The organism is Bradyrhizobium sp. Ken01 (genome assembly GCF_055807355.1).
The window spans coordinates 42,609-68,510 of the sequence record NZ_JBVVPC010000031.1; the positions used below are offsets into that span (position 1 = coordinate 42,609).

General features: G+C 64.0%; 21 protein-coding genes. 13 read left to right on the plus strand and 8 right to left on the minus strand.

The genetic code is table 11. The annotated features are described in order from the left end of the window. Positions 1–5 precede the first annotated feature (5 nt). Together mobA and fdhD are read right to left on the minus strand one after the other, a co-directional pair. Entirely contained in the window at positions 6–683 is a 678-nt protein-coding gene (gene mobA, locus AC0L3S_RS26310; protein WP_473282239.1) for a molybdenum cofactor guanylyltransferase MobA, read from the minus strand. Then, positions 628–1,518 (minus strand): formate dehydrogenase accessory sulfurtransferase FdhD, encoded by an 891-nt coding sequence (gene fdhD / locus AC0L3S_RS26315; protein ID WP_018456157.1) that lies wholly within the window; start codon positions 1,516–1,518, stop codon positions 628–630. The genes mobA and fdhD overlap by 56 nt, the downstream gene beginning before the upstream one ends. A 208-nt stretch (positions 1,519–1,726) precedes the next feature. Here fdhD and mobB point away from each other — a divergent pair, with 208 nt between their 5' ends. The 8 genes from mobB to ybaK all read left to right on the plus strand — a co-directional run bounded on the left by mobB (position 1,727) and on the right by ybaK (position 11,494). Beyond that, positions 1,727–2,254 carry a molybdopterin-guanine dinucleotide biosynthesis protein B gene (gene mobB / locus AC0L3S_RS26320; RefSeq protein WP_473263301.1) on the plus strand — a complete coding sequence of 176 codons (528 nt, stop codon included), beginning with the start codon at positions 1,727–1,729 and terminating at the stop codon, positions 2,252–2,254. A 9-nt stretch (positions 2,255–2,263) separates the two neighbouring features. Next, positions 2,264–3,520 (plus strand): molybdopterin molybdotransferase MoeA, encoded by a 1,257-nt coding sequence (locus AC0L3S_RS26325; RefSeq protein WP_473282241.1) that lies wholly within the window; start codon positions 2,264–2,266, stop codon positions 3,518–3,520. A 55-nt stretch (positions 3,521–3,575) separates the two neighbouring features. Continuing rightward, the gene (locus tag AC0L3S_RS26330) at positions 3,576–3,839 is read left to right on the plus strand and encodes a sulfurtransferase TusA family protein (protein WP_473282243.1); all 264 of its coding nucleotides are present in this window, start codon (positions 3,576–3,578) and stop codon (positions 3,837–3,839) included. 318 nt (positions 3,840–4,157) lie between these two features. Then, positions 4,158–5,813, plus strand: a complete 1,656-nt coding sequence (locus tag AC0L3S_RS26335; RefSeq protein ID WP_473263298.1) for an OFA family MFS transporter — start codon at positions 4,158–4,160, stop codon at positions 5,811–5,813. Positions 5,814–5,903: 90 nt separating this feature from the next. Continuing rightward, positions 5,904–6,191 (plus strand): hypothetical protein, encoded by a 288-nt coding sequence (locus tag AC0L3S_RS26340; protein ID WP_473263297.1) that lies wholly within the window; start codon positions 5,904–5,906, stop codon positions 6,189–6,191. Between the two features lie 245 nt (positions 6,192–6,436). After that, the gene (locus tag AC0L3S_RS26345) at positions 6,437–8,146 is read left to right on the plus strand and encodes an NADH-ubiquinone oxidoreductase-F iron-sulfur binding region domain-containing protein (protein ID WP_473282245.1); all 1,710 of its coding nucleotides are present in this window, start codon (positions 6,437–6,439) and stop codon (positions 8,144–8,146) included. Next, the gene (gene fdhF, locus AC0L3S_RS26350; protein ID WP_473282247.1) at positions 8,143–10,911 is read left to right on the plus strand and encodes a formate dehydrogenase subunit alpha; all 2,769 of its coding nucleotides are present in this window, start codon (positions 8,143–8,145) and stop codon (positions 10,909–10,911) included. The genes AC0L3S_RS26345 and fdhF overlap by 4 nt, the downstream gene beginning before the upstream one ends. A gap of 109 nt (positions 10,912–11,020) precedes the next feature. Further along, complete coding sequence (ybaK, locus tag AC0L3S_RS26355; protein ID WP_473282249.1) at positions 11,021–11,494, plus strand: Cys-tRNA(Pro) deacylase; 474 nt, start codon at positions 11,021–11,023, stop codon at positions 11,492–11,494. A gap of 12 nt (positions 11,495–11,506) precedes the next feature. Here ybaK and AC0L3S_RS26360 read toward each other — a convergent pair whose 3' ends face one another. Continuing rightward, entirely contained in the window at positions 11,507–12,202 is a 696-nt protein-coding gene (locus tag AC0L3S_RS26360) for a GntR family transcriptional regulator (protein ID WP_473282251.1), read from the minus strand. A gap of 155 nt (positions 12,203–12,357) precedes the next feature. On the opposite strand from AC0L3S_RS26360, the gene tcuA reads away from it, so the two are divergent. The 3 genes from tcuA to tcuB are packed head-to-tail and all read left to right on the plus strand — an operon-like array spanning position 12,358 to position 15,915. After that, positions 12,358–13,749, plus strand: a complete 1,392-nt coding sequence (gene tcuA, locus AC0L3S_RS26365) for an FAD-dependent tricarballylate dehydrogenase TcuA (RefSeq protein ID WP_473282253.1) — start codon at positions 12,358–12,360, stop codon at positions 13,747–13,749. A 26-nt stretch (positions 13,750–13,775) separates the two neighbouring features. Beyond that, positions 13,776–14,804, plus strand: a complete 1,029-nt coding sequence (locus tag AC0L3S_RS26370; RefSeq protein WP_473282255.1) for an alpha/beta hydrolase — start codon at positions 13,776–13,778, stop codon at positions 14,802–14,804. A gap of 4 nt (positions 14,805–14,808) precedes the next feature. After that, positions 14,809–15,915 (plus strand): tricarballylate utilization 4Fe-4S protein TcuB, encoded by a 1,107-nt coding sequence (gene tcuB, locus AC0L3S_RS26375; protein ID WP_473282257.1) that lies wholly within the window; start codon positions 14,809–14,811, stop codon positions 15,913–15,915. Here the strand turns inward: tcuB and AC0L3S_RS26380 are convergent. Then, a complete protein-coding gene (locus tag AC0L3S_RS26380; RefSeq protein ID WP_473282259.1) occupies positions 15,879–16,592 on the minus strand; it encodes an esterase/lipase family protein in 714 nt (237 codons plus the stop codon). The genes tcuB and AC0L3S_RS26380 overlap by 37 nt on opposite strands. 5 nt (positions 16,593–16,597) lie before the next feature. After that, positions 16,598–20,002, minus strand: coding sequence for an acyl-[ACP]--phospholipid O-acyltransferase (locus tag AC0L3S_RS26385; RefSeq protein WP_473282261.1), 3,405 nt, complete (start codon positions 20,000–20,002; stop codon positions 16,598–16,600). 535 nt (positions 20,003–20,537) lie between these two features. Between AC0L3S_RS26385 and AC0L3S_RS26390 the strand changes: the two genes are divergently transcribed. Further along, positions 20,538–21,158, plus strand: a complete 621-nt coding sequence (locus tag AC0L3S_RS26390; RefSeq protein WP_473282315.1) for a TetR/AcrR family transcriptional regulator — start codon at positions 20,538–20,540, stop codon at positions 21,156–21,158. A gap of 14 nt (positions 21,159–21,172) precedes the next feature. Here the strand turns inward: AC0L3S_RS26390 and AC0L3S_RS26395 are convergent, their stop codons facing one another. The 3 genes from AC0L3S_RS26395 to AC0L3S_RS26405 form a co-directional block, all read right to left on the minus strand. Further along, positions 21,173–22,477: a GGDEF domain-containing protein gene (locus AC0L3S_RS26395; protein ID WP_473282263.1), complete on the minus strand. Its 1,305-nt coding sequence runs from the start codon at positions 22,475–22,477 to the stop codon at positions 21,173–21,175. Positions 22,478–22,721: 244 nt separating this feature from the next. Then, on the minus strand, positions 22,722–24,026 hold the full coding sequence (pncB, locus tag AC0L3S_RS26400) for a nicotinate phosphoribosyltransferase (protein WP_473282265.1): 1,305 nt from the start codon (positions 24,024–24,026) through the stop codon (positions 22,722–22,724). Between the two features lie 51 nt (positions 24,027–24,077). Beyond that, positions 24,078–25,022: a LysR family transcriptional regulator gene (locus tag AC0L3S_RS26405; RefSeq protein ID WP_473282267.1), complete on the minus strand. Its 945-nt coding sequence runs from the start codon at positions 25,020–25,022 to the stop codon at positions 24,078–24,080. A gap of 91 nt (positions 25,023–25,113) precedes the next feature. Between AC0L3S_RS26405 and pcaH the strand changes: the two genes are divergently transcribed. Continuing rightward, positions 25,114–25,902 (plus strand): protocatechuate 3,4-dioxygenase subunit beta, encoded by a 789-nt coding sequence (gene pcaH, locus AC0L3S_RS26410; RefSeq protein WP_473282269.1) that lies wholly within the window; start codon positions 25,114–25,116, stop codon positions 25,900–25,902.

Genomic DNA, 25,902 nt, shown 5'->3' on the forward strand with positions numbered 1-25,902 from the left:
CTTGATTAATACGCCGCATCCAGTGCGGCCAGCCGTTCGGCTTCCGCGATATCCTCGACCGTGTTGGCATTGAAGAACGGATCGAGCGGCTCGGTCGGCCATGTTACGGTCGCGAGCGGATAACGCGCGGTCCAGCGATCTATCTTGCGGAGGTCTTCGACCACCAGAGCGTGACGCAGTTCGTCGCGCAAGCCAACGCGCCACAAGCCGATCACCGGATGCGATTGGTCGCCTGACGCTGCGACGGCGAGCTCGGCATTCGCCGCGATGCGTTCTTCATGCAAGCGCGCGACCAGATCGCGCGGCAGGAATGGGCAGTCGCCGGCGGCACTGAGCACCCATTCCACCTCAGGCCGGTTCGCCGCGGTCCAGTCGAGCGCGGCAAGGATGCCGGCGAGCGGACCGGGAAAGTCGGGCACGTCGTCGGCGACGACCTGCAAACCGAACGTGGCGAAGCGGGCGGGATCGCCGTTGGCATTGAGGATCAGCCCGCTGCATTGGGGTGATAGGCGCGCGATCACGCGTTCCAGGATGGTGCGACCGCCAATGGTGCGCATCGGCTTGTCGCCGCCGCCCATGCGCCGCGCGAGGCCGCCGGCGAGCAGCACGCCTTGCGTGGTCGGACAGCTAATCGTCACCACCTTCACCCTTGCGCTTGTGCTTGGCCGATTCCTCCTCGACATAAGCGAGGTTCTGGTCGTAGACGATGCGCTCTTCCCCCGACAGCGCGATGAACCGCTTACCGCGCGCGCGTCCGACCAGCGTCAAGCCCACCTGCCGGGCGAGATCGACGCCCCAGGCGGTGAAGCCGGAGCGCGACACCAAAATCGGAATTCCCATGCGGACCGTCTTGATCACCATCTCGGAGGTGAGCCGTCCCGTGGTGTAGAGGATCTTGTCGGATGCATCGACGCCGTGGCGGTACATCCAGCCCGCGATCTTGTCGACGGCGTTGTGACGGCCGACATCCTCGGTGTAGCAGAGCGGCTCGCCCTCCCTGCACAGCACGCAGCCGTGGATCGCACCAGCCTCCAGATAGAGCGAGGGCATGGTGTTGATGGTCTGGGTCATCTGGTACAGCCAGGAGGTACGCAGCTCCGCTTTCGGCAACGCCACGCTCTCGACCGCCTCCAGCAGATCGCCGAAGGCCGTGCCCTGTGCGCAGCCCGATGTCTGCGTGCGCTTCTTCAGCTTGGCTTCGAAATTGGTGTGGTGCTCGGTGCGCACCACCACCACCTGGAGGTCGTCGTCGTATTCGACCTCGGTGACCGCGTCATTATACTTCAGCATGTTCTGGTTGAGTAAATAGCCCAGCGCCAGATATTCCGGATAGTCGCCGATCGTCATCATGGTGACGATCTCCTGCGAATTCAGGTAGAGCGTCAGGGGGCGCTCCACCGGCACCTTGATCTCGATCCTGGCGCCGGACTGGTCGGTCCCGGTCACGCTCTCGGTGAGACGCGGGTCGTCGGTATCAGGGACGATCAGGGGCACTGGGGCTTTGTCGATTTTCATCATGGCCGCGACGTTAGCATGACATTCGGGTCAAGCCGATATAAGCATGCTAGCGAGAGAACGAAATGCCGCCTATTCGTCATTGCGAGCGAAGCGAAGCAATCCAAGCTGCCGCCGTGGATGCATTCCTGGATTGCTTCGCTGCGCTCGCAATGACGGAGGAGAGAGTGGTTCCATCAAGGACCGGGTCGCTCGCGGAGACGGAGCTGGAATGAAAGTCATCGGCCTTGCGGGCTGGAGCGGTGCGGGCAAGACCACGCTGTTGACGCGGCTGATCCCGCATTTCAATGCGCTTGGCTTGCGCGTCTCGGTCATCAAGCATGCGCATCACCAGTTCGACGTCGACGTGCCCGGCAAGGATTCCTGGCGCCATCGCGAGGCCGGCGCGGCCGAGGTGCTGGTTGCTTCGTCAAATCGCTGGGCGCTGATGCACGAGTTGCGCGGGGCGGCAGAGCCGCGTCTGCCGGAACTTATGAGCAAATTGTCGGCGGTCGATCTCGTCGTGGTCGAGGGTTTCAAGCGCGAGCCGCATCGCAAGATCGAGGTGCATCGCGCCGCCAACGACAAGCCGTTGCTGTTTCCCGATGATCCAGGAATTTTCGGGATCGCGGCCGACGTCGCCATTGAAACCAGACTGCCGACCGTCCATCTCGACGATATCGCTGCAGCCGCGGAATTGCTGCTGCGCGCCGCGATGCCAGTCGAGGAAGCGGTCGCGAAAAGCGCTGCGATGCGCTGACGAGGCACCATGGCTCAACTGTCGGACGATTGTTTTGCCTTCGGCGGACCGATGATGTCGGTCGACGAGGCCGTTGGCCTGATCACGACGCGCGTCAACGCGATTGTTGATCTCGAAACCGTGGCGCTCATTGATGCAGATGGGCGGGTGCTGGCCCGCGATATCGCGGCGCCGCTTCCGTTGCCGCCCTTCACCAATTCCGCTGTTGACGGCTACGCCGTGCGCAACGCAGATCTTCCGGACAGCGTCGAGCGGGCACTCCCGCTCGACGGCCGCATCCAGGCCGGCGGTCTGGCACTGGCGCCGATCAAGGCCGGCCACACCGCGCGCATCTTCACCGGCGCGCCGATGCCGCCGGATGCCGAAACCGTCTTCATGCAGGAAGACGTGCAGGTCGATGATGCCGGCCGAATTGTGCTGCCGCCAGGGCTCAAGCCGGGCGCGAATGTCCGCCCTGCGGGAGAGGACATTCCCCAGGGCCATATCGCGCTGCGCGCAGGACAGCGCTTGCTGCCGCAGCATGTCGCGCTCGCGGCCGCGTTCGGCCTTCTCAGGCTCGACGTCGTCAGGCGCGTCCGTGTCGCGGTGTTCTCGACCGGTGACGAACTGGCCTCGCCCGGCGAGCCGCGCGCAGCCTCGCAGCTGTTCGACTCCAACCGCTTCATGCTGATGGCGATGCTGCGCCGGCTCGGCTGCGACGTCAGTGATCTCGGCATCTTGCGCGACGAACGCACTTCGCTTGCGGATGGCCTGAAGCGGGTAGCAGGCAGCCACGATCTGATCCTCACCACCGGCGGCGTCTCGACCGGGGAGGAGGATCACGTCAAGGCGGCGGTCGAGAGCATCGGCTCGCTGGTGTTGTGGCGGATGGCGATCAAGCCGGGACGGCCTGTGGCGATGGGCATCATCGAGGGCACGCCGCTGATCGGATTGCCCGGCAATCCCGTCGCGAGTTTCGTCACCTTCGTGCATGTGGTGCGGCCGACGGTGCTGGCGCTTGCGGGCAGCCTGCCGGCGCCGCTGTTGCCGATTCCGGTGCGCGCGGCATTCACCTACAAGAAGAAGGTGGGGCGTCGCGAATATGTTCGCGCCTCCTTGCGGCGCATGCAGGACGGCGCACTCGAGGCAATCAAGTTTCCACGCGAGGGGGCAGGGCTGTTGTCCTCGCTGGTCGACACCGACGGCCTCATCGAGCTCGATGAGGAGGTCACGCGCGTCGAGCCCGGGCAGAGCGTGGGTTTCTTGTCCTATGCCGACTTGCTCTGAATCTGGACCTTGTCTTGGCGTTGACGCCATTGGCCCCTCCCGCCATGTTGCGCCGATGACCAGAACGACGCTCGATCTCACCGGACTGAAATGCCCGCTGCCTGCCCTGAAGACGCGCAAAGCGCTGAAGCCGTTGCAGCCGGGAGATCAGCTCGAAGTGTACTGCACCGATCCCCTGTCGGTGATTGACATTCCAAACCTGATCCGGGAGACCGGCGACATGGTGGAGATCACCGAGCGCAGCGAGGCGCGTATCGTGTTCTTGATTGAGAAGGCCAATCGATCGATAGAAAATATCAATGGTGCGCCGCCCACTTAGCCGGCGGTCACTCGGTTGATACCTACCTTTTGTCTATCGACATCGATCACCACTTCTGCCCCAATTGAGTTCCTCCGCCGAGACGCGGAGGTCGAGTCTTGCCTGCGATATGCGGAGCAAATGGGCCATCGAAAGAAGCCCGGCCGTGGTGTCGGGCATAGCCCCCAAGGTTAGGGGTTTAACGTCTCGGATGCGCGTGACGATCCTGGCGCGCGTCGATCATTGTGCGGAGCAGCAGGGACAAAGGCTGCGCTGCAGGCTGAGGAACAGGACCGTCGTGGCAGGCCGCTCAGAAGGGCGGCTTTAGGGGAGGAATGCATGTCTACCATCGAGAGCGCTGGAACACTTTCGGGTGCCGGCGCAGGTTTTCTGGATCGCGAGCGGACCATCGCGACCGCCGGGTTCAACCGCTGGCTGGTGCCGCCGGCTGCGCTTTGCATCCATCTCTGCATCGGCATGGCCTACGGCTTCTCGGTGTTCTGGCTGCCGCTGTCGCGCGCGATCGGAGTGACCGCGCCGAAGGCGTGCGCAGAGATGTCGCTGTTTCAGGAGCTGTTCACGACCAGCTGCGACTGGAAGGTCGCCAGCATGGGGTGGATGTACACGCTGTTTTTCGTGCTGCTCGGTATCGCGGCTGCGGTCTGGGGCGGCTGGCTGGAGCGCGTAGGCCCGCGCAAGGCCGGCTTCGTCTCGGCGCTGTGCTGGTGCGGCGGCCTCTTCCTCGGTGCGATCGGGGTTTACACCCATCAGCTCTGGCTGTTGTGGCTGGGTTCGGGCGTGATCGGCGGCATCGGTCTCGGCCTTGGCTACATCTCGCCGGTGTCGACGCTGGTGAAATGGTTTCCGGACCGCCGCGGCATGGCGACCGGCATGGCCATCATGGGCTTCGGCGGCGGCGCCATGATCGGCGCGCCGCTGGCGAACCTCTTGATGAACTACTTCAAGACTCCGACCTCGGTCGGCGTCTGGGAGACCTTCGTCACGATGGGCGTCATCTACTTCGTGTTCATGATGATCGGCGCGTTCCGCTATCGCTTGCCGCCGCCCGGCTGGCAGCCCGAGGGCTGGACCGCGCCGTCGAAGGCCAATGCGATGATCTCGAAGGCCAACGTCCATCTCAACGACGCGCACAAGACGCCGCAGTTCTGGCTGATCTGGTGGGTGCTGTGCCTGAACGTGTCGGCCGGCATCGGCGTGATCGGCATGGCCTCGCCGATGCTCCAGGAGATATTCGCCGGCAAGTTGATCGGCCTGCCTAACGTCGGCTTCAACGCGCTCGATGCGGGGCAGAAGGCGCAGATCGCCGCGATCGCCGCGGGCTTCGCCGGATTGCTGTCGCTGTTCAACATCGGCGGCCGCTTCTTCTGGGCATCGCTGTCGGACAAGATCGGTCGCAAGAACACCTACTATACGTTCTTCATCCTCGGCATCGTGCTTTACGCGCTGGCGCCGACTTTTGCGGCGATGGGTTCGAAGCTCCTGTTCGTGCTTGGCTTCGGCATCATCCTGTCGATGTATGGCGGCGGCTTCGCCACCGTGCCGGCCTACCTCGCCGATATGTTCGGAACCCAGTTCGTCGGCGCCATCCATGGCCGGCTGCTGACGGCGTGGTCCACCGCGGGCATCATCGGCCCCGTCGTCGTCAACTACATCCGCGAGTTCCAGCTCGCGGCCGGCGTGCCGCGCGATCAGCTCTACAACACGACGATGTACATCCTCTGTGCGATGCTGATCGCAGGTTTGATCTGCAACTATCTGATCAAGCCGGTCGATTCGAAGTGGCACATGAAGGAGGCCGATGTCGCCAAGTTGCAGGCTGCAAGCGCCAACGCCGCCGCCGCGGGGCCGCACGGCTCCTACGGCATCGGTTTTGGCGGGCTCGACGCCAAGGCGGCGATGTTCTGGGCCTTCGTCGGCGTCCCCCTGCTTTGGGGTGTTTGGAAGACATTAGAGAGCGCGGTCAAGATCTTCTGACCGCCGTCGAGACGGAAGCGGGATGCTCATCAGGCGTCCCGTTTCGTTGGCCTTTCAGACATCATCAAGAATGGGACTTAGGGGATTGAAATGATTCGCAACCGAACTTGCCTTCGAATTTGCCTTGCGGCCGTGTTGGTCGTCGCTGGCCTTCATGCCGCATCCGCGCAGACGGCAACGACACCGGCGGCGCCTGCTGCAACGACCGAAGCCAAGCCTGGCAAGATGAAGCTCACGATGCAGAAGCTAAAAGACATGAAGGCGAAGTGGGCGGCCAACAAGCCGAAGCTCAAGGCCTGTCGCGCCGACGTGAAAGCCAAAGGCCTCGCCGGCGATGACCGCTGGTTCTACATCGAAGAGTGCATGAGCAAGACCTGAGATCGGGTTCCCTCCGACGCTTGCGTAAAGGGCATGGCGGGCGACCGCCTGCCTCCTAAATCACTCTAGAGACGCTCTAAATTGTCTTGCATCTGGCATACCAGAGATTAGAGTTGCGTCGAATTTGGCTTGGTCGGCGGGACTCGGGAACTGGTGGTTCCGCTGATCGAATCAGGAAACGAAGGCGCATCGCTTGGCGATCCGGCCTAAACTCATCACGCATTTGAAGAGAACGCGACGTCTCCATGAGCAGCAACGACGACGTTCACAAGGTCAGAGAATTCGAGCATCCGGGTCAGGGACGGAAACGCGCCAAGTCCACGCCCAAGGGACGGCAGGTCGATCCCACCGCCGCGCATGAAATCGCGCAACTGCTCGGCGACAGGCCGCGACGTCGCGATCTCTTGATCGAATATCTGCATCTGATCCAGGACAAGTACCGCCAGATCTCGGCCGCGCATCTCGCCGCGCTCGCCGACGAGATGAAGCTTGCCTTCGCCGAAGTGTTCGAGACCGCAACCTTCTACGCACATTTCGACGTGGTGAAGGAAGGTGAGCCCGATATCGCACCGCTGACGATCCGCGTCTGCGATTCGCTGACCTGCGCGATGCTCGGCGGAGAGAAGCTGCTTGCCGAGTTGCAAGATGCGTCCGGTCCCGGCATCCGCGTGGTGCGTGCGCCCTGCGTCGGTCGTTGTGATACGGCGCCTGCCGCGGAAGTCGGACACAACTTTGTTGACCACGCGACGGTCGCCGATGTCATGGCGGCGGCGAAGGCTGGCGACACCCACGCGCATCTGCCCAAATATATCGGCTATGACGCCTATGTCGCCGACGGCGGCTACAAGCTGCTCAATCGCCTGCGCTCGGGCGAGCTAGCGACCGACGACCTGCTGAAGGCGCTCGACGACGCCTCGTTGCGCGGTCTCGGCGGCGCCGGATTCCCGACGGGGCGCAAATGGCGGGCGGTACTTGGTGAACCCGGCCCGCGCCTGATGGCAATCAACGGCGACGAAGGCGAGCCCGGCACGTTCAAGGATCGCGTCTATCTCGAAAGCGATCCGCACCGCTTCCTCGAGGGCATGCTGATCGGCGCCCATGTGGTGCAGGCCTCGGATATCTACATCTACCTGCGCGACGAATATCCGGCGTCGCGCGAAATCCTCGAGCGCGAGATTTCAAAGCTCCCGCCGGGCGGTCCGACGCTGCATATGCGCCGCGGCGCCGGCGCCTATATTTGCGGCGAGGAATCCTCGCTGCTCGAGAGCATAGAGGGCAAGCGGGGCCTGCCCAGGCACAAGCCGCCTTATCCATTCCAGGTCGGCCTGTTCGGCCTGCCGACGTTGATCAACAACATCGAGACCTTGTGGTGGGTGCGTGACATCGTCGAGAAGGGTGCCGATTGGTGGAAGGGCCACGGCCGCCATGAGCGGCACGGTCTGCGCAGTTTCTCGGTCTCGGGCCGCGTCAAGAATCCGGGCATGAAGCTCGCGCCTGCTGGCATTACCGTGCGCGAGCTGATCGACGAATATTGCGGCGGCATGGCCGACGGCCAACAGTTCTATGCGTACCTGCCGGGCGGCGCATCCGGCGGCATCCTGCCGGCGGCGATGGACGATATCCCGCTCGATTTCGGCACGCTTGAAAAATACGGCTGCTTCATCGGCTCTGCCGCGATCGTGATCCTGTCGCAGAAGGACAGCGTGCGCGCGGCTGCGTTGAACCTGATGAAGTTCTTCGAGGACGAGAGCTGCGGCCAGTGCACGCCGTGTCGCGTCGGAACCCAGAAGGCCGCGGCTCTGATGCAGCAACCGGTCTGGAACCGCGCTCTCCTGGACGAATTGAGCCAGGCGATGCGCGATGCCTCGATCTGCGGGCTTGGACAGGCGGCATCGAATCCGCTGTCCACTGTGATCAAATATTTCCCTGACGAGTTCAAGGAAGCGGCCGAATGACGAAGATTACGTTCGAGCTCGACGGCAAGCAGGTCGAGGCCAATGCAGGCGAGACGATCTGGCAGGTCGCAAAACGCCAGGGTCGCGAGATTCCGCATCTGTGCTATTCGCCGGCGCCGGACTATCGCCCCGACGGCAACTGCCGCGCCTGCATGGTCGAGATCGAAGGCGAGCGTGTGCTCGCGGCGTCCTGCAAGCGCACGCCATCGGTCGGCATGAAGGTGAAGACCGAGAGCGCGCGCGCTGTTTCCGCGCAAAAAATGGTCATGGAGCTGTTGGTCGCCGATCAGCCGGCGCGCGAGACCTCGCACGATCCGGACTCCAAATTCTGGCATTGGGCCGAAACCACGGGGGTCACCGAGAGCCGCTTCCCCGCCGCCGAGCGTTGGGCGACCGATGCCAGCCATCCGGCAATGCGCGTCAATCTCGACGCCTGCATCCAGTGCGGCCTGTGTGTGCGCGCCTGCCGCGAGGTCCAGGTCAACGACGTCATCGGCATGGCCTATCGCAGTCATGGCTCGAAAATCGTGTTCGACTTCGACGATCCTATGGGCGAGTCCACCTGCGTCGCCTGCGGCGAATGCGTGCAGGCCTGTCCGACCGGGGCGTTGATGCCGGCGGTGATGCTGGACGAGAAGCAGACCCGCGTCACCTATGCCGACAAGAAGGTGGATTCGCTTTGCCCGTTCTGCGGCGTCGGCTGCCAGGTGACCTATGAGGTCAAGGACGAGAAGGTGATCTATGCCGAGGGCCGTGACGGCCCGGCCAATCGCAACCGGCTTTGCGTCAAGGGCCGCTTCGGCTTCGACTACATCCACCATCCGCATCGGCTGACCAAGCCGCTGGTGCGGCTGCCTAACGTGAAGAAGGATTCCAACGACCAGGTCGATCCGGCCAATCCGTTCACGCATTTCCGCGAAGCGAGCTGGGAAGAAGCGCTCGACATCGCGGCCAAGGGCCTCGTCAAGATTCGCGACGAGAAGGGCGTGAAGGCGCTTGCCGGTTTCGGCTCGGCGAAGGGCTCCAACGAGGAGGCCTATCTGTTCCAGAAGCTGGTGCGCACCGGCTTCGGTTCGAACAACGTCGACCATTGCACACGTCTGTGCCACGCGTCGTCGGTCGCGGCGCTGTTCGAAGGCCTGAGCTCGGGCGCGGTGTCGGCGCCGTTCTCGGCCGCGATGGACGCCGAGGTGATCATCGTGATCGGCGCAAACCCGACCGTGAATCATCCTGTCGCCGCGACCTTCATCAAGAATGCGGTCAAGCAGAACGGCGCAAAGCTGTTCGTCATGGACCCGCGCCGGCAGACGCTGTCGCGCCATGCGACCAAGCATCTGCAGTTCAAGCCGGGCTCCGATGTCGCCATGCTGAACGCGATGATCCACACGATCATCACCGAAGGGCTGACCGACGATCAGTACATCGCCGGCTACACCGAGGGGTTCGAGGACCTCAAGGAGAAGATCAAGGAGTTCACGCCGGAGAAGATGGAGCCGATCTGTGGCGTCCCGGCGCAGACCCTGCGTGAGGTCGCGCGAACGTATGCGCGGGCAAAATCGTCGATCATCTTCTGGGGCATGGGCATCAGCCAGCATGTCCACGGCACCGACAATGCGCGCTGCCTGATTGCGCTGGCGCTGATCACCGGCCAGGTCGGCCGCCCCGGCACCGGCCTGCATCCGCTGCGCGGCCAGAACAACGTTCAGGGCGCTTCCGATGCCGGTCTGATCCCGATGTTCCTGCCGGACTATCAGCCGGTCGGCCGCGACGACATGCGCGGTGCCTTCGAGAAGCTGTGGGGCCAGGATCTCGATCCCGTGCGCGGCCTGACCGTGGTCGAGATCATGAATGCGATCCATGCCGGCGAGATCAAGGGCATGTATATCGAGGGTGAGAACCCCGCGATGTCCGACCCCGATCTCCAGCATGCGCGCCAGGCGCTGGCCATGCTCGATCATCTCGTTGTGCAGGATCTCTTCGTCACCGAGACCGCGTTCCACGCCGACGTCATCCTGCCGGCCTCGGCGTTTGCCGAAAAGGAAGGCTCGTTCACCAACACCGATCGCCGCGTGCAGCTCGCACGCCAGGTGATCAAGCCGCCGGGCGATGCGCGGCAGGATCTCTGGATCATCCAGGAGATCGGCAAGCGCATGGGCCTGCCGTGGAATTATGCCGGTCCCGGCGATGTCTTCACCGAGATGGCAGAACTGATGCCGTCGCTGAAGAACATCACCTGGGAGCGGCTGGTCCGCGAGGGCGCGGTGACCTATCCGGTCGACGGTCCCGACGTGCCCGGCAACGAGATCATCTTCACCACGGGATTTCCGACCGCGAGCGGCCGCGGCAAGATCGTGCCGGCTCACGTCATCCCGCCGGACGAGATCCCCGACGCCGAATATCCGATGGTGCTCTCGACCGGCCGCGTGCTCGAGCACTGGCACACCGGCTCCATGACCCGCCGCGCGCAGGTGCTCGACCAGATCGAGCCCGAGGCGGTCGCGTTCATGTCGCCGAAGGACATGCACAGGAAGAAGCTCGCGCCGGGCGATTTCATCCGGCTCGAGACCCGCCGCGGCGCGGTCGAGGTCAAGGTCCGGTCCGACCGCGACGTTCCCGAGAATATGGTGTTCATGCCGTTCTGCTACGCGGAAGCGGCGGCGAATTTGTTGACAAATCCGGCGCTCGATCCGTTCGGCAAGATCCCGGAGTTCAAGTTCTGCGCGGCGAGAGCCGAGCGCGCCGAGTTGCGGGACGCGGCGGAGTAGGACGCGCCGTCATTGCGAGCGAAGCGAAGCAATCCAGACTGCCTCCGCGGCAAGATTCTGGATTGCTTCGTCGCTTCGCTCCTCGCAATGACGGTGATAAACCTGATCCATGTCCAAAGCCACCCCAGCCACACGCGCGCTCACAGCCGCAAAGGTTGCCTTCACCGTCCACGCGTACGACTATGATCCCGATGCCGAGAGCATCGGCCTCCAGGCGGCTGCTGCGCTTGGCGAAGACCCCGCGCGTGTGTTGAAGACGCTGATGGCGCTGATCGATGGCAAGCCGGTCTGCGTGATCGTGCCATCCGACCAGGAAGTCTCGATGAAGAAGCTCGCCGCTGCTTTCAGCGGCAAGTCGGCGCAGATGATGAAGCCGCCGGAGGCCGAGCGCCTCACCGGCTACAAGGTTGGCGGCATCAGCCCATTCGGGCAGCGGAAGCCCGTGCGCACCGTGATCGAGCAGAGCGCGGTCGCGCATCATTGCGTGTACGTCAATGGCGGTCAGCGCGGACTGCAAGTGCGGCTCAGTCCGGGCGATGTGCGGGACGTGTTGAAGGCGATCGTCGCAGAACTGGTCGCCTGAGCGCGCGCTCTGCTACTGCTTTTGCAACAGCTTCAGCCGACAGCGTAGCGCTTCGCGGATGTGTGCACGCGCGAGCTGCTCCGCTTGGCCGCCGTCGCGAACCGCGATTGCGTCGATGATGGCCTGGTGCTCGCTGTGGCTGGTCGAGGGACGGCCTGTTACCGTGAAGGTGGTCGGACCGAGCAGCGCGATCCAGTCCTGCAATTCCCGCGAAGCGTTGTCGAGATAGCGGTTGCGCGCGGCGCGGCAGATCGCTTCGTGGAAGGCGCGGTTGAGCCTTGCCATTTCTCCTGCCATCTCGGCCGGGTTGGTCTCGGACGCTTCGACAAAAGTCTGCTCGATATCTCGGAGTGCATCGATTTCGGGCGTCGAGGCGTGCTCGGCCGCAAGTCGGGCAGCGGCGCCCTCCATGATCTCGCGCATGGCGTAGAGCTCGAGCACCTCCGAGATGTCGAGGTTGCGTACGATCAGGCCGCGGCCGCCGGCAGGTTCGACGAACCCGCGTGCCGCGAGCCGCCCCAGAGCTTCCCGCACCGGCGTACGGCTGACCTTCAGCCGCTGGGCGACCTCTTCCTCGCGCAGGCGGTCGCCCGCGCGGTAGCTGCCGGCCTGCAGCGCCTCGCAGAGTGAGCGGAACACGGCTTCGCCGAGCGCCACGTCGCCGCCGCGCGCGATCGAGCCGCCTGCCTTTGTCGGGCGTCTTGCCATCCATCCTCGTGGGCTCGCGCATCCTGCCCATGCAGCGGTGGCGCTTGCTGCACGTCTGTATATCTTTGTATACAAAGGTGCGCAATGGCCCCGGATCTGACCGGGGGCCGCCGGCGGGCAGAATGTCTCCAACTTCGTCGCATCGGGCAGACGGCATGAGCAGCAAATACGATGTGCTGGTGATCGGCGGCGGCAACGCTGCGCTCTGTGCGGCGATCAGCGCGCGACGCGGTGGGGCGTCGGTGCTGGTGCTCGAAGGCGCGCCAAAATTCTATCGCGGCGGCAACACGCGCCACACCCGCAACATGCGCTGCGCCCATGACGAAGCGACCGAAATCCTGACCGGCCCCTACACCGAGGAAGAGTTCTGGGAGGATCTCCTGCGCGTCACCGGCGGGCAGACCGACGAGGTGCTCGCCCGGCACATGATCCGTGAGTCCAAGGACATTTTGAACTGGATCGTGGAGCAGGGCGTGCGCTGGCAGCCCTCACTCGGCGGCACGCTGAGCCTCGGTCGCACCAACTCCTTCTTTCTCGGTGGCGGCCGCGCGATGTTGAACGCACTTTATCTCACCGCCGAGAAGCTCGGCGTCGAGGTCGAATACGACGCCGAGGTCACCGACCTCGTGATCGAGGACGGCATGTTCCTCGCCGCCCGCCTCAAACGGCCGATCAAGGGCAACACCGAGATCCGCGCGACGTCGTTGGTCGCCGCCGCCGGCGGGTTCGAGGCCAACATCGAATGGCTGAAGCAATATTGGGGCGAGGCCGCCGACAATTTCCTGATCCGCGGCACGCCCTATAACCGCGGCTCAATCCTGAAGATGCTGCTCGACAAGGGCGTGCAGGAGGTCGGCGATCCCACCCAGTGCCATGCGGTCGCGATCGACGCTCGCGCGCCGAAATTCGACGGTGGCATCATCACGCGCCACGACTCGGTCGTGTTCGGCATCGTCGTCAACAAGCACGCGCAGCGTTTCTATGACGAGGGCGAGGACATCTGGCCGAAGCGCTACGCGATCTGGGGCCGGCTGGTGGCCGCGCAGCCCGACCAGATCGCCTACATCATCTTCGATTCCACGGTGGTCACGAGCTTCATGCCGACGCTGTTTCCGCCGATCGCAGGGCAGACCGTGGCTGAGCTCGCCGCCAAGCTCGAGATCGATCCGGCCGCACTGGAAAAGACCATCACCGAGTTCAACGCCGCGGTGCAGCCCGGCACCTTCGACCACACCATTCTGGACGACTGCCGCACCGAAGGCATCACGCCGCCGAAGACGCACTGGGCGCGGCGGATCGAGACGCCGCCTTACCTCGCCTATCCGGTGCGGCCCGGCATCACCTTCACCTATCTCGGCACGCGCGTGACCAGGGAAGCGCGCATGCTGATGGCTGACGGCAAGCCGTCGGCCAACATGTTCGCTGCCGGCGAGATCATGGCCGGCAATGTGCTCGGGAAGGGCTATGCCGCTGGCATGGGCATGACCATCGGCAGCGTGTTCGGGCGGATTGCAGGACACGAAGCGGCGCGCCACGCGAAGAACTAGGACGAAGAAAAGACGAGGGAGGAACCATGTCACGCATTGCGATTTCTGCGATAGCGGCGCTGCTGATCGTCGGCCACGCCCATGCGGCCGAGCCGATCACGCTACGAGACATGGGTTCGTTCCATGTCGGTGGCCGTCTTGTCGAAATCTCGGGCAAGCCGGTGAGGGAGGTCGTGTTCGCGCCCGGCGGAGTGCCGGCCAAGGTCGATCCCAACGGCACGTATCAGGTCGAGCAGATGTACGTGCAGTATTTCCTGCCGGCAAACGAGAAGGGTGCCTATCCTTTGCTGATGTGGCACGGCGGCGGATTGACCGGCGTCACCTACGAGACCACGCCCGATGGACGCGAAGGCTGGCTGAATTATTTTCTACGCAAGGGGTGGGCGGTCTATAACTCCGATGCGGTAGAGCGCGGACGCGCGGGCTGGGCGCAATACCCAGATATTTTCAAGAGCGAGCCGGTCTTCCTGACCACGGCCAATCCGTTCGAGCGTTTCCGCATCGGTGATGGGCCGAATTCCTACGATCCCGATCCAGCCAAGCGAAAATTGTTGCCGGGCAACCAGTTCCCCGTCGAGGGTTACGAGAATTTCGTCAAGCAGAACGTACCGCGCTGGACCACGACCGACGATGCGACCATCGCCGCCTATATCGCCGAGATCGATCGCGTCGGCCCCTCGGTGCTCCTGTTCCACAGCCAGGCCGGCACCTTCGGTTTCAAGGTCGCGCAAGCCCGACCAGACAAGGTCAAGGCGCTGATTGCGATCGAGCCGGCAGGCATCGGCGATCCCGCCAAGGCGGATGTGCTGAAGAACATCCCGACCCTCATCATCTACGGCGACTATATCGAGCGCGATTCCCGCTGGCCCAAGATTCGCGCCAACGGCATCGCCTTTGCGGACGCGATCAAAGCGGCCGGCGGCAGTGTCGACATCGTCGATCTCCCGCAGGCCGGCATCAAGGGCAATTCGCATATGGTGATGATGGACAAGAACAACCTCGAGGTCGCCGCCCTGATCCAGAAATGGCTCGAGGGCAAAGGCCTGACGAAGTAAAGCCATGCACGGAACCAGAATTTTGGACGAAGCCGACCGCCTGATGACGGTCTGCAATTCCTGCCGTTACTGCGAGGGTCTTTGCGCGGTTTTTCCCGCCATGGAGATGCGGCGCGCCTTCTCCGACGGCGACCTCAATTATCTCGCCAATCTCTGCCATGGCTGCGGCGCCTGCTACGTCGACTGCCAGTTCTCGCCGCCGCACGAATTCAACGTCAATGTCCCGCAGACGCTGGCGATCGCGCGCGCGGAATCCTACGCGGCTTATGCCTGGCCGCAGGCGCTGTCCGGTGCCTTCGCGCGCAATGGTCTCGTCATCAGCATCGTCGCCGCGCTCAGCATGGCTGCCTTCATCCTCGGCTTCGCGGCACTGAACGACCGCAGCGTGCTGTTCGGCGTGCACACCGGCCCCGGCGCGTTCTACAGGTTGATGCCGCACAACGCGATGGCGGCGTTATTCAGCGCCGCTTTCCTTTATGCGATTTTCGTGCTGGTGATGAGCGTGCGTGCCTTCTGGCGGGATATCGGTCCGCCGATCGGCGGCCGTGCGGACGGCGGCTCCATCTTTCAGGCAATGCGCGATGCTGGTGAGCTGCGCTATCTCCATGGTGGCGGCGTCGGCTGCTACAATGAGGATGACAAGCCGACCGACCGGCGCAAGCTGTATCATCACCTGACCTTCTACGGCTTCCTGCTCTGCTTCGCCGCGACCTCAGTCGCCACGCTGTATCACTATCTGCTCGGCCGCGAGGCGCCGTATCCGTGGTGGGATCTGCCGGTGGTGCTCGGCACCCTCGGCGGCGTCGGTCTGATCATCGGGCCGATCGGCCTCGTTATCGCCAAGATGCGGCGCGATCCGGCGCTGCTCGACCAGCAACGCTACGGCATGGATATCGGCTTCATCGCCATGCTGTTCCTGACCGGCTTCACCGGCATGCTGCTTCTGCTCCTGCGCGAGACCGCAGCCATGGGGCCGTTGCTTGCGTTGCATTTGGGCGCAGTGTTCGCACTGTTCGTCACCATGCCCTACGGCAAGTTCGTGCACGGCATCTATCGCTTCGCAGCGCTGGTGCGTTACGCGCAGGAGCGTCGCGAAGAAGCCGGCTCCTGAGATTCAGACGGTCGGAAGCGGCCGTCGCGCAGGAAAGCGATCGTCTGTTCGATCGCGGCGGCGTGACGCGGAAGTCCGGTATGGGACGCCTTGACGACGATATGGTCGGCCATGCCTGCTACTATCGTGCTTTGCACTGAGACCCGTCCGTCATTCGGCTTCGGCAGAATGAAGAGACCTGCCACGGGATCGATGAAGCGGCTTCCCGCGATCACGGCAACGGGATAGTCCACGGCGGGCGGGGCGTCGGACCGGGGCGTGGACGTAGTAGTAAGCTCGAGCCCGGCGGGTCCGTAGAATGCGCTGTAGAGGCGATATCGGATGAGGAGATCGGCGACCTCGCTGCCGCCGTGTGGCGTGCCAAGCATCACCACGCCGGCAAGCCGGTCCGGACGGTGTTTTGCGATATAGGCGCGCGTCACCAGACCCCCCATGGAATGTGCGACGAAATACAGCGGCGCGTCACGTTCGGCGAAGCGGGCGATTTCCGGGTGGATATCGTCCGCGAGCGCCGTGATCGGTTTGCTGCGGCTGGCATAGTCGATGTTGAGCGTTGCGAAGCCGCTTGCCCGGAGCGCCCGTTCCAGTCTGGTCAGGGACGCCGAGGTGCGCGCGATGCCGTGAAGCAGAACCACTCCCGGGCATCGCGCCCCGCCTGATTGAGGCGCCACGTGCATCTCTCTTACGCCACCTCGCGCTCCGGCGCGGACGCCTGCTCGCGAGCCATCGTCGTTGCGGTGACGTAGTCGGTCTTGCCGGTGCCGAGCAGTGGCACCTTGTCGACCACCATGATCGCCGCGGGAACGGTCAGCTCGGACGCGCCGATGGCCTTTGCCTGGCCCTGCATCGCACTGCGCTCGGCATTTTTTTCCGTCGTCAGCAGCACGATGCGCTCGCCCTTGCGCGGGTCCGGGATCGACACGGCAACCGATGCGGCCTGCGGCCACAGCGCCGCCGCGATGTTCTCGACCGCGGACAGCGAGACCATTTCGCCGGCGATCTTGGCAAAGCGCTTGGCGCGGCCCTTGATGGTGATGAAGCCGGCCGGGTCGATCGCCACGATGTCGCCGGTGTCGTGCCAGCCCTCGGCGAGCGGTTCGAGCACGCCGGGATTTTCGGCCCTGAGATAACCGAGCATCACGTTCGGTCCGCGCACCGACAGGCGGCCGCCGTCCTCGATGCCGGGGACCGGGTCGAGGCGGCTTTCCATCAGCGGCGACAGGCGTCCGACCGTGCCGGGACGATTGGCCATCGGCGTGTTCATTGCCAGCACCGGCGCCGTCTCGGTGACGCCATAGCCTTCGAGGATGCGGATGCCGTAGCGCTCCATGAAGACCTGTCGGGTGCGATCCTTGACCGCTTCGGCGCCGGCGATCACCAGGCGCAGGGTGCGGAAGTCATAGGCATGCGCCGAGCGGGCGTAGCCGGTGAGAAACGTGTCGGTGCCGAACAGGATCGTGGCGCCGGTCTGGTAAATCAGCTCGGGCACGATCCGGTAGTGTAGCGGCGAGGGGTACATGTAGATCGGAATGCCCGCGAGCAGCGGCATCATCATTCCCCCGGTCAGCCCGAACGAGTGGAACACCGGCAGCACGTTGAACACCTTGTCATTGGCGTTGGCATCGACCCGCGCCAGCGCCTGTGAGGCGTTCGCAAGGATGTTGCGATGGGAGAGCACAACGCCCTTGGGTGTGCCTTCCGAGCCCGACGTGAACAGCACGACGGCCGGATCGCTCGCCTGGCGGACGACGCGCGGCGTAGTACCGGCGAGCAAGCCCTTGATCTTGTCGGCCGTGCCGATCGAGGCGCGGACATCCTCGAGATAGACGACGCGAACTTCCGCGGAGATCGCCGCCATCAGCTTGTCGAGCTTGCCCTTCTCGATGAAGGCCTTGGACGTCAGCACGGTCTTCACCTGTGCGGCCTTCATGGCGGCGAGCACGTTGACCGGGCCGGCCGAGAAGTTGAGCATCGCCGGCACCCGGCCGATGTTTTGCAACGCCATGAAGACGACGGCGACGCCCGCGGAATTCGGCAGCAGCACGCCGACATTCTCGCCGACAGCGGTGCCGTTCTCCAGCTTTCGGCTCAAGACCTGCGCGCCCAGGATCAGCTTGCGATAGGTTAGCTTGGTGCCGAGCGCGTCCTCGATGATGACCTTGCCGGTGTCGCGGTCGCGATAGGCGTGTCCGAGCGCCTCGAACAGGGTGTGATCGAGCATGGCGTTCTTCACCATCGCGTCGATCATCACGTCCTGAAGTGCTGCGCCCGCGGCATTGCGGCGCGTCTTGCCCTTGAGCGACGGATCGACCGGAAGCTTGACCGGCGGCAGGATGGTGACGGTCACTCGCGGAAACCACGTGCGCTTGATCTGGCTACCGTTGAGATAGCTGAGATGCGAGCGTTGGGCGCCTTCGATGCGGACCGGGACGACTACCGCGTCGGCCTTGTCCGCGATCATCGCGGTGCCGTCATAGACCTTCATCAGCGAGCCGGAGACGGTGATGCGTCCCTCCGGGAAGATCACCACCGGCTCGCCGGCGGCGACGAGCTTGATGAGATCGCGCGCGGCGAGCGGCTTGCTGGGGTCCATGGTGTAGTGCTTGACCACCCGCAGGAACGGCTTGGCCCACCAGGCCTTGGCGATGCCGGTATCGACTGCGAAGCTCGCGTCAATCGGCAGCACGGCGTGCAGCAGCGGGCCGTCGATCAGGCTGACATGGTTGGGCGCGATCAGCATGCGCGTGCCAGCAGGCGGCAGGTTCTCCAGCCCGCGGACCTCGGTGCGGAACAGCGCGCGGAACAGCAGCCCGCCAAAGTCGCGCACGCCTTCTTTGCCCCACTTCGTCAGCACGAACCAGACTGCGCCGAAGCTGGCGACGCCGAGACCGAAGAAGATCCAGCCGATGTGCAATCCGCCGGCCTGCAGCAGCGCGACGAAAAGCGAGCCGGCCACCATGAAGGCGGCCTGCAGCACGTTGCCGGCGGCGATGATGCGGGCGCGCTCGGAGGGGGCGGACCAGGCCTGGACGGCGGCGAAGGACGGCACGACGAACAGCCCGCCGCCGAATGCGAAGGCGACGAAGTCGAGCAGCATGCGTAGGCCCGCGAACGAGATCGCGAAGTCGCCCGCGGTGATGTCCTGCCCCTTGGTGGTTATGCCGATCGCCCACGCGAGGTCGAGACCGGCAAACCCCATCATGATGGCGCCGATCGGCACCAGCGCGAGGTTCGGGCGAACGTGGCTCAAATTCGCGGCGAACAGCGAGCCGATGGCAATGCCGATTGCGAAGATCGCGAGGCACAACGTCACCACGCCCTCGGTGCCACCGATGACCTCCTTGACCAGCGCCGGCAGCAGCGAGAGCACGATGGCGCCGACCAGCCAGAACCAGGAGACGATCACGGTGCCGTCCCACAGCCGGTGGTCGGCGTACAAGGTCTTCAGCAGGCCGAGCGTCGAGGTCCAGGGATTGGCATTGACCGGCAGATCGGGTGCAGACGGCGTCGTCGCGGGAATGCGGGAGGCGAACGCCCAGGACAGCAGGGCCAGCACGACCACGGCCGATGCGACCCAGCCCATATGCGCGGAGCCGGCCACGAACTGGCCGCCGGCAACTGTGCCGAGCAGGATGGCCATGAAGGTCGCGCCTTCGACCAGCGCGTTGCCGGTCGCGAGCTCGCCGAGCTCGAGCTGGTCCGGCAACATCGCGTATTTCACGGGGCCGAACAGCGCGGCGATGACGCCGAACAGCGCGAGCGCTGCGAACAGCAGCGGCACCGAGTGTAGGAAGAAGCCGGCCGCGGCAAAGCCCGCGGCAAAGATCTCGGCGAATTTGAGCCGCCTCGCGACGACGGATTTGACGTATTTGTCGGCCAGCTGGCCGCCGAGCCCGGACAGAATGAAATAGGGGAAGATGAAGACGGCGCCTGCGACCGTCACCAGCGCATCTCCGTGGCCGGTCGCGGCGCTGTAAAGCAGGATGATGACGAGTGCGTTCTTCAGCACGTTGTCGTTCAGCGCCGAGAAGAATTGCGCCCAGAACAGCGGCGCGAAGCGGCGTGACGACATCAAATCCCTGATCATGACTAGTCCTGTTTTGGAAACGCTGTCTGAGGTTGTTTCATTGTCGGATGGGCGTCGGGATCGGAGGAGATGCGACGGGCATTTGCGGGTTGACGACAATCGTCCCGGCCTGCTCTGCGCCTTTACCTTCCGATCCTGTTGGTCTCCGCGTGGCGACGTTTGGTTCGCAAATGGCTGGTCGTGGCTCTATCACGCCCGGCAAGGAGGCGTGCGCGCCTCAGGTGAGGTGGGCGAGGCGGCGAAAGGGCGAGAGGCGGCCGAGCAGGCTGATACGGCGGCTCTCATGACGGGCACGGCTGCGGTTGGCCCGCCACATCCGGAAGGTCGCGCGGCGCTCGGTCAAAACGCCGGCAATGTCGCAGGCATTTGCGATGCGATCGATCGGCCCCATCGCGAACCGCAGGAGGGCGCGGCCAAATCCGGTCACGAGAGCAGTGGCGTCATCGACGAAGGTGGAGGCGATATCAACGGTGAGGGTTTGCATTTTGCAGGTCTCCAGGTTAAATTGAACATTGTTCAAGTGAGTATCCTGAGAATGAACAATGTTCAAGATGAATCGTTGCGGAACCGAAAAAAATCTCGCCGACGGCAGCAGATCGTGGAGATCGCTCGCAGCATTATTGCGACTAAGGGACTGAAATCGTTGAAAGTCCGGGACGTCGCGGACGCCGCCGGCTGCTCGGTTGGAAGTGTCTATAACGAGTTCGGCGACTTCGATGGCGTGATCCTGACCGTGAATCGGGAGACCGTTAATGCGCTGACGGTGCGGCTGGGCCAGGTTCCGGCCGAGGATCCCATTCGCCAGCTCTACGGGCTGGCTGCGACCTACCTCGAATTCTTTGCGGAGCACGCCAATCTGCTGCGCTCGCTGTTCGAACATCGGATGGAGGACGACCGCCCTTACCCCGATGACATCCTTCAGATGGTGATGGACGCCTTCGCGCTGATGCATCCGCCCCTGGTGCGGCTGCTTCCGAATGCAGACGACGTGCAGATCGCGCTGCTGTCACGCACCCTGTTTTCCGCCGTGCACGGCATCATCTCCCTCGGCCTCGAAGAGCGCATGGTAGCCGTGCCCCCGCAGATGCTGCGCCAGCAGGTCGAACAATTTCTCGATGCGCATCTCGCGGGGCTCGGGATTCTGCCAGTACGATAAAGTGCTGAGCGCTGCTACGCGCTGGCGGATCTGCGCTGCCGCGAGGTGACGACGACGACGTCCATTGTCCCGTTGTCGACCTGAACACGGTTGCGTCCGTTCTCCTTGGCGCGATAGCAGGCAGCGTCCGCGCGCCGCATCGCGTCCTCGAGCGTGGTGTTGCCGTCGGTGATGTAGGCAACGCCGATGCTGGCGGTCACTGCAAAGCAACGATCGTCCCAGGCGAAGACGGATAGCTCCAGCGACCGGCGTAGCCGTTCGGCGATGTCCACGGCGTCGTACTGCGTGCATTGCGGCAGGATCAAGCCGAATTCGTCACCGCCGAGCCGGGCCACCAGGTCATGCGGCCGTCGCTCCTGCTGCAGGAGACGTGAAATCTGGCGGAGCAGGCGATCGCCGGCGAGGTGACCGCAACTGTCGTTGACGTCCTTGAACTGGTCGAGATCGAGCAGGATCAGGCCCAGCGAAGCCGCCGCGGTGTCCAACTCGTTTTGCAGGCGGGCCTCGAACGCGCGACGGTTGGACAAGCCGGTCAGCCAGTCGTGCGAAGCCTGATGCGCCAGGCGCTCCTTCTCGGCATACAAGGCATCCTCGAAAGCCTGTCGTTGCAGCACCAATCGCCGTGTGTGCCAGATGAGGAGCAGGATCAGCGTCATGGCTGTGACGACATTGACGCCAGTCAGCGTCATCTTGATTGCGCGCGAGCCTTCGCCGAGAACGGTGGAGAATCGCTTGGCGTGCACCGTGAACTGAGTGTTGAGCTCCGAGAGCCGCGACGACAATAATTGCAGGCGCTTGCTGTCCTGAACGGGCCCGCTCTCAAGCTCTGACCGGATGACCTCGCCGAACACGCTCAGTTCCAGCAGCATGGGGTCGGTGGCAGCCCACTCGCGGATCGCCTCTTTGAGAAAGCTGACTTGCTTGAAGTAGCGGAACAGCCAGATCAATCCCGGCACGTCATCGGGATGGTTGCCGCCTTGCAGGAAGCCTATGCGGGCGGCCTCGACGTCGACCGGATCGCGCTCGAGCGCCCAGCGCGCGAACTCGTCGCCGATGGGAACGGCGAGCGCGGCCTGATATTGCGCAAACTGGCTGGCATCGCCCGAATGCAGATAGAGATTGAGGAAATAGACGGCGTTCTTCTGCGAGCGCGACCACAGCGCTTCGCCCGCGACATAGGCGCGGACGGAGGACATCACCTCCAGGCTAAACCCGGCGATCGCCGCCTGCAGCAGGACGACCGTGACGAAAGGCGAGACGAGCTTGATGACGTGAAGGAAGTTGCGTCCCTTCGTTGATGGCGCTGTTCTGCGAAACACTTTGCGTTCCCCAAGTCGCTCAACGACCCCAGCGGAGCGATCCGCTCATAACGCGGATTACGCGCGAAAGGTGCTTAACTCGACTTGAAAATGCCAGGAGACCACGTCGCAGGGTGAAGGCGTCGTGAAGTGGATGCTTGCAGATCGTCGCAAATGCCGCCGAACCGGAACTGACGCGGCATCGGCCCGCCGATGTCTCGCATTCGCCCCAGGTGGTCTACCTGATGGAGAGATTGCTCTGGCGCTAGACCAGCACCGGCTTGCGCACGCGGCCGGCATCGCCGAATACGCGCAAATAGCGCTCGATCTCCGAGGGCAGGCCGGTCGCCTTCTCGGGATTGTCGGAAAGCTTGACGGCCGGATGTCCGTCGACCGACGACACCTTGCAGACCAGCGAAATCGGATCGAGATTGAACGAGCCGTCCGGCGTGCAGCCGACGAAATCATTGGTGAGATTGGTGCCCCAGCCGAAGGAGAGTCGCACCCGGCCGGCGAAGTGGTGGTAGGTCTCCTCGATCGAGCCGACGTCCATCGCGTCGGAGAACACCAGCAGCTTGTCCCTGGGATTGCGGCCCTTCTGCTCCCACCATTTCATGATCTCCTCGCCCGCCTGGATCGGCGGCGCGCTGTCGGGACGGAAGCCGGTCCAGTCGGCGACCCATTCCGGCGCATCGCGCAGGAAAGCTTTGGTGCCGAAAGCGTCGGGCAGCGCGATCAGGAGGTTGCCGCCATAGGTCTGGCGCCATTGGTCAAGGATGCGATAGGGCGCCCACCGCAACTCCTCGTCGTCGCTGGCGAGCGCCGCCGCGACCATCGGCAGTTCATGGGCGTTGGTGCCGATGGCTTCGAGATCATTGTCCATCGCGAGCAGCACGTTGGAGGTGCCGATGAAGGACGGGCCCAGGCCTTCCTTCACGGCCTCCACGCACCATCGCTGCCAGAGGAAGCCATGGCGGCGACGGGTGCCGAAATCGGACAGCCGGAGGCCATCCAGCTTGCGCAGGCGTTCCACCTTGCTCCACAGCTTGGCCTTGGCGCGGGCATAGAGCACGTCGAGTTCAAAGCGGCCGCGGCCCTTCATCGCTGCGCGCGAGCGCAACTCGTTGAGGATGGCGAGCGCAGGAATCTCCCACATCGTGGTATGGCTCCACGGCCCATGGAAGTGCAGCTCGTACTGGCCTTCGACCTTGCGCAGCTCGTATTCGGGCAGTCGGAATTCGGCGAGCCAGCGGATGAAGTCCGCCGAGAACATGTGGGTCTTGCCGTAGAAAGTGTTACCGGCAAGCCAGATCAGCTCTTTTTTGGTGAAGCGGATGGTGCGGGCGTGGTCGAGCTGGGCGCGCAGTTCGCCCTCGTCGATGATTTCGGCGAGCCGGACATGGCGCGACCGGTTGATGACCGAGAACGTTACCTGCTGATCCGGGTAAGATTCCCGAATCATTTGCAACATCAATAGTTTGTAGAAGTCGGTATCAAGCAGGCTGCGGATGATGGGATCCAGCCGCCAGCTGTGATTGTAGGTCCGGCTCGCAATGTCGGTCACTGTCATGGGCGAATTCTAGCGTGGCCGCCCCGGCGCAACCAGTGGGTTTGACGGGGATCAGGTTTTCGCGGGGACGGGGTGCGAGGCCGTCGCCGCCACGGTCTCGAGCTGGCTTCTGATCCAGCGATGCGCCGGGTCCTTCTGATAGCGCTGGTGCCAGACCATGAACATCGGCAGCTCGGCGAGGGTTCGCGTGCGCGAGGCCAGCGGAATCCGCATCTGCGCGAAGCCGTGCATCACACCGGGCGCCAGCAGGCTCGGCATGCTTGCCAGCATCTGCGAGCCGCGCAGGAAGGACGGCACGCCGGAGAAGCTCGGCACCGAGATCGCGATGTCGCGGTGGAAGCCGTTGGCTGCAAGCCGGCGATCGAAGTCGAGCCGCTCATTGTCAGTGTAGACCACCGTGATGTGACGCCCCGCGAGATAGGCGCCGCGTGTAGCCGGCGCGGCACGCGCTTTGGGGTCGTAGTAACAAACGTAGTGGTCCTGCAGCAGGCGCTTCTGCACGATGTCCACGCCCGACGGCGGCAGCGGCGTGATCAGCAGGTCGCAGCGGTTTTCCCGCAGCATCGCCGGCGAGGGCGACTGCGAGGGGGTCACGCGCAGGTTCAGGCTCATCACTTGCGCGGCGACATGGTCGAAGAACCGCGGCAGCAGCAGGTCGCGCTGGAAGTCGTTCGCGGCGATCGTCAGCGAAAGCTGCGCGCTCGCCGGTTCGAACGTGACGCCGCCGGCAAAGCTGCGCATCTCGTCGATCAGCGCCCGCGCCTTTGCCGCGAGCGCCTGGGCGTGCGCCGTGGCCACAATGCCGCGGCCGGATTTGGCAAACAGCGGATCGCCGACGATCCGCCGCAGATTGTTCAGGCCGTGGCTGACCGCGGATTGCGTCAGGCCGAGCCGCGTTGCGGCCGCTGTCACCGAGCCTTCTTCCAGCACGGCCAGGAACAGCTCCAGCGCGTGGCCATCGAGCGCCAAATGATCGATTTTGTTCATGTAATTCATTATAATCGATCTATTTATCTTGAGAATAGCCGGCGCCATCATCTCCCGATAAATCGTGCGCCCCAACGGGGGCCAGAGGGAGACAACGCCGATGCATGCCCAGGCGCCAGCCTTGCGGGATCCCCGCCTCAACCGCCCCGAGCCGTTCGCGCCGCCGCTCGGTGACGGCGGCTTCTTCCAGCGCGACCGCTCCATGCATCCGCCAGCGCACGCGCCGGGCTACAAATCCTCGGTGCTGCGTTCGCCGCGCCACGCGCTGCTGTCGCTTGAGACCTCGGTCTCGGAGATCACAGGGCCGGTGTTCGGGCACAACGATCTCGGCCCGCTCGACAATGATTTGATCCGCAACTACGCCAAGGACGGCGATCCCGTCGGCGAGCGCATCATCGTCCACGGCCGCGTGCTGGACGAGGCCGGCCGCGGCGTGCCGAACACGCTGGTCGAGTTCTGGCAGGCGAATGCCGGCGGCCGCTACCGGCACAAGAAGGACACGTATCTGGCGCCGGTCGATCCGAATTTCGGCGGTTGCGGTCGCGCGCTGACCGACGACACCGGCTACTATTATTTCCGCACCGTGAAGCCAGGACCCTATCCCTGGCGCAACTACGTCAACAGCTGGCGTCCCGCTCACATCCACTTCTCGGTGTTCGGCTCGGGCTTCGCACAACGTCTGATCACCCAGATGTACTTTGAGGGCGATCCCCTGATCCCGGTCTGCCCGATCCTGACGACGATCCCGGACAAGGACGCGCTGGAGCGCCTCGTCGCGCCGCTCGACCTCAACGCATCCACTCCGTTCGACTCGCTCGCCTACCGCTTCGACATCGTCTTGCGCGGCCAGCGCTCCACTTACTTCGAAAATCGCACCGCAGGGAACTAG

Bases quoted from the DNA above. Each gene is read 5' to 3' on its own strand.
- AC0L3S_RS26340 (WP_473263297.1), top strand. From the start codon at position 5,904: ATGATTCGCAACCGAACTTGCCTTCGAATTTGCCTTGCGGCCGTGTTG.
- pcaH (WP_473282269.1), top strand. From the start codon at position 25,114: ATGCATGCCCAGGCGCCAGCCTTGCGGGATCCCCGCCTCAACCGCCCC.
- AC0L3S_RS26330 (WP_473282243.1), top strand. From the start codon at position 3,576: ATGACCAGAACGACGCTCGATCTCACCGGACTGAAATGCCCGCTGCCT.
- AC0L3S_RS26345 (WP_473282245.1), top strand. From the start codon at position 6,437: ATGAGCAGCAACGACGACGTTCACAAGGTCAGAGAATTCGAGCATCCG.
- pncB (WP_473282265.1), bottom strand. From the start codon at position 24,026: ATGACAGTGACCGACATTGCGAGCCGGACCTACAATCACAGCTGGCGG.
- AC0L3S_RS26370 (WP_473282255.1), top strand. From the start codon at position 13,776: ATGTCACGCATTGCGATTTCTGCGATAGCGGCGCTGCTGATCGTCGGC.
- mobA (WP_473282239.1), bottom strand. From the start codon at position 683: ATGTCGAGGAGGAATCGGCCAAGCACAAGCGCAAGGGTGAAGGTGGTG.
- AC0L3S_RS26385 (WP_473282261.1), bottom strand. From the start codon at position 20,002: ATGATCAGGGATTTGATGTCGTCACGCCGCTTCGCGCCGCTGTTCTGG.
- AC0L3S_RS26390 (WP_473282315.1), top strand. From the start codon at position 20,538: ATGAACAATGTTCAAGATGAATCGTTGCGGAACCGAAAAAAATCTCGC.
- AC0L3S_RS26325 (WP_473282241.1), top strand. From the start codon at position 2,264: ATGGCTCAACTGTCGGACGATTGTTTTGCCTTCGGCGGACCGATGATG.
- AC0L3S_RS26335 (WP_473263298.1), top strand. From the start codon at position 4,158: ATGTCTACCATCGAGAGCGCTGGAACACTTTCGGGTGCCGGCGCAGGT.
- fdhD (WP_018456157.1), bottom strand. From the start codon at position 1,518: ATGATGAAAATCGACAAAGCCCCAGTGCCCCTGATCGTCCCTGATACC.
- ybaK (WP_473282249.1), top strand. From the start codon at position 11,021: ATGTCCAAAGCCACCCCAGCCACACGCGCGCTCACAGCCGCAAAGGTT.
- AC0L3S_RS26380 (WP_473282259.1), bottom strand. From the start codon at position 16,592: ATGCACGTGGCGCCTCAATCAGGCGGGGCGCGATGCCCGGGAGTGGTT.
- fdhF (WP_473282247.1), top strand. From the start codon at position 8,143: ATGACGAAGATTACGTTCGAGCTCGACGGCAAGCAGGTCGAGGCCAAT.
- AC0L3S_RS26405 (WP_473282267.1), bottom strand. From the start codon at position 25,022: ATGAATTACATGAACAAAATCGATCATTTGGCGCTCGATGGCCACGCG.
- tcuB (WP_473282257.1), top strand. From the start codon at position 14,809: ATGCACGGAACCAGAATTTTGGACGAAGCCGACCGCCTGATGACGGTC.
- mobB (WP_473263301.1), top strand. From the start codon at position 1,727: ATGAAAGTCATCGGCCTTGCGGGCTGGAGCGGTGCGGGCAAGACCACG.
- tcuA (WP_473282253.1), top strand. From the start codon at position 12,358: ATGAGCAGCAAATACGATGTGCTGGTGATCGGCGGCGGCAACGCTGCG.
- AC0L3S_RS26360 (WP_473282251.1), bottom strand. From the start codon at position 12,202: ATGGCAAGACGCCCGACAAAGGCAGGCGGCTCGATCGCGCGCGGCGGC.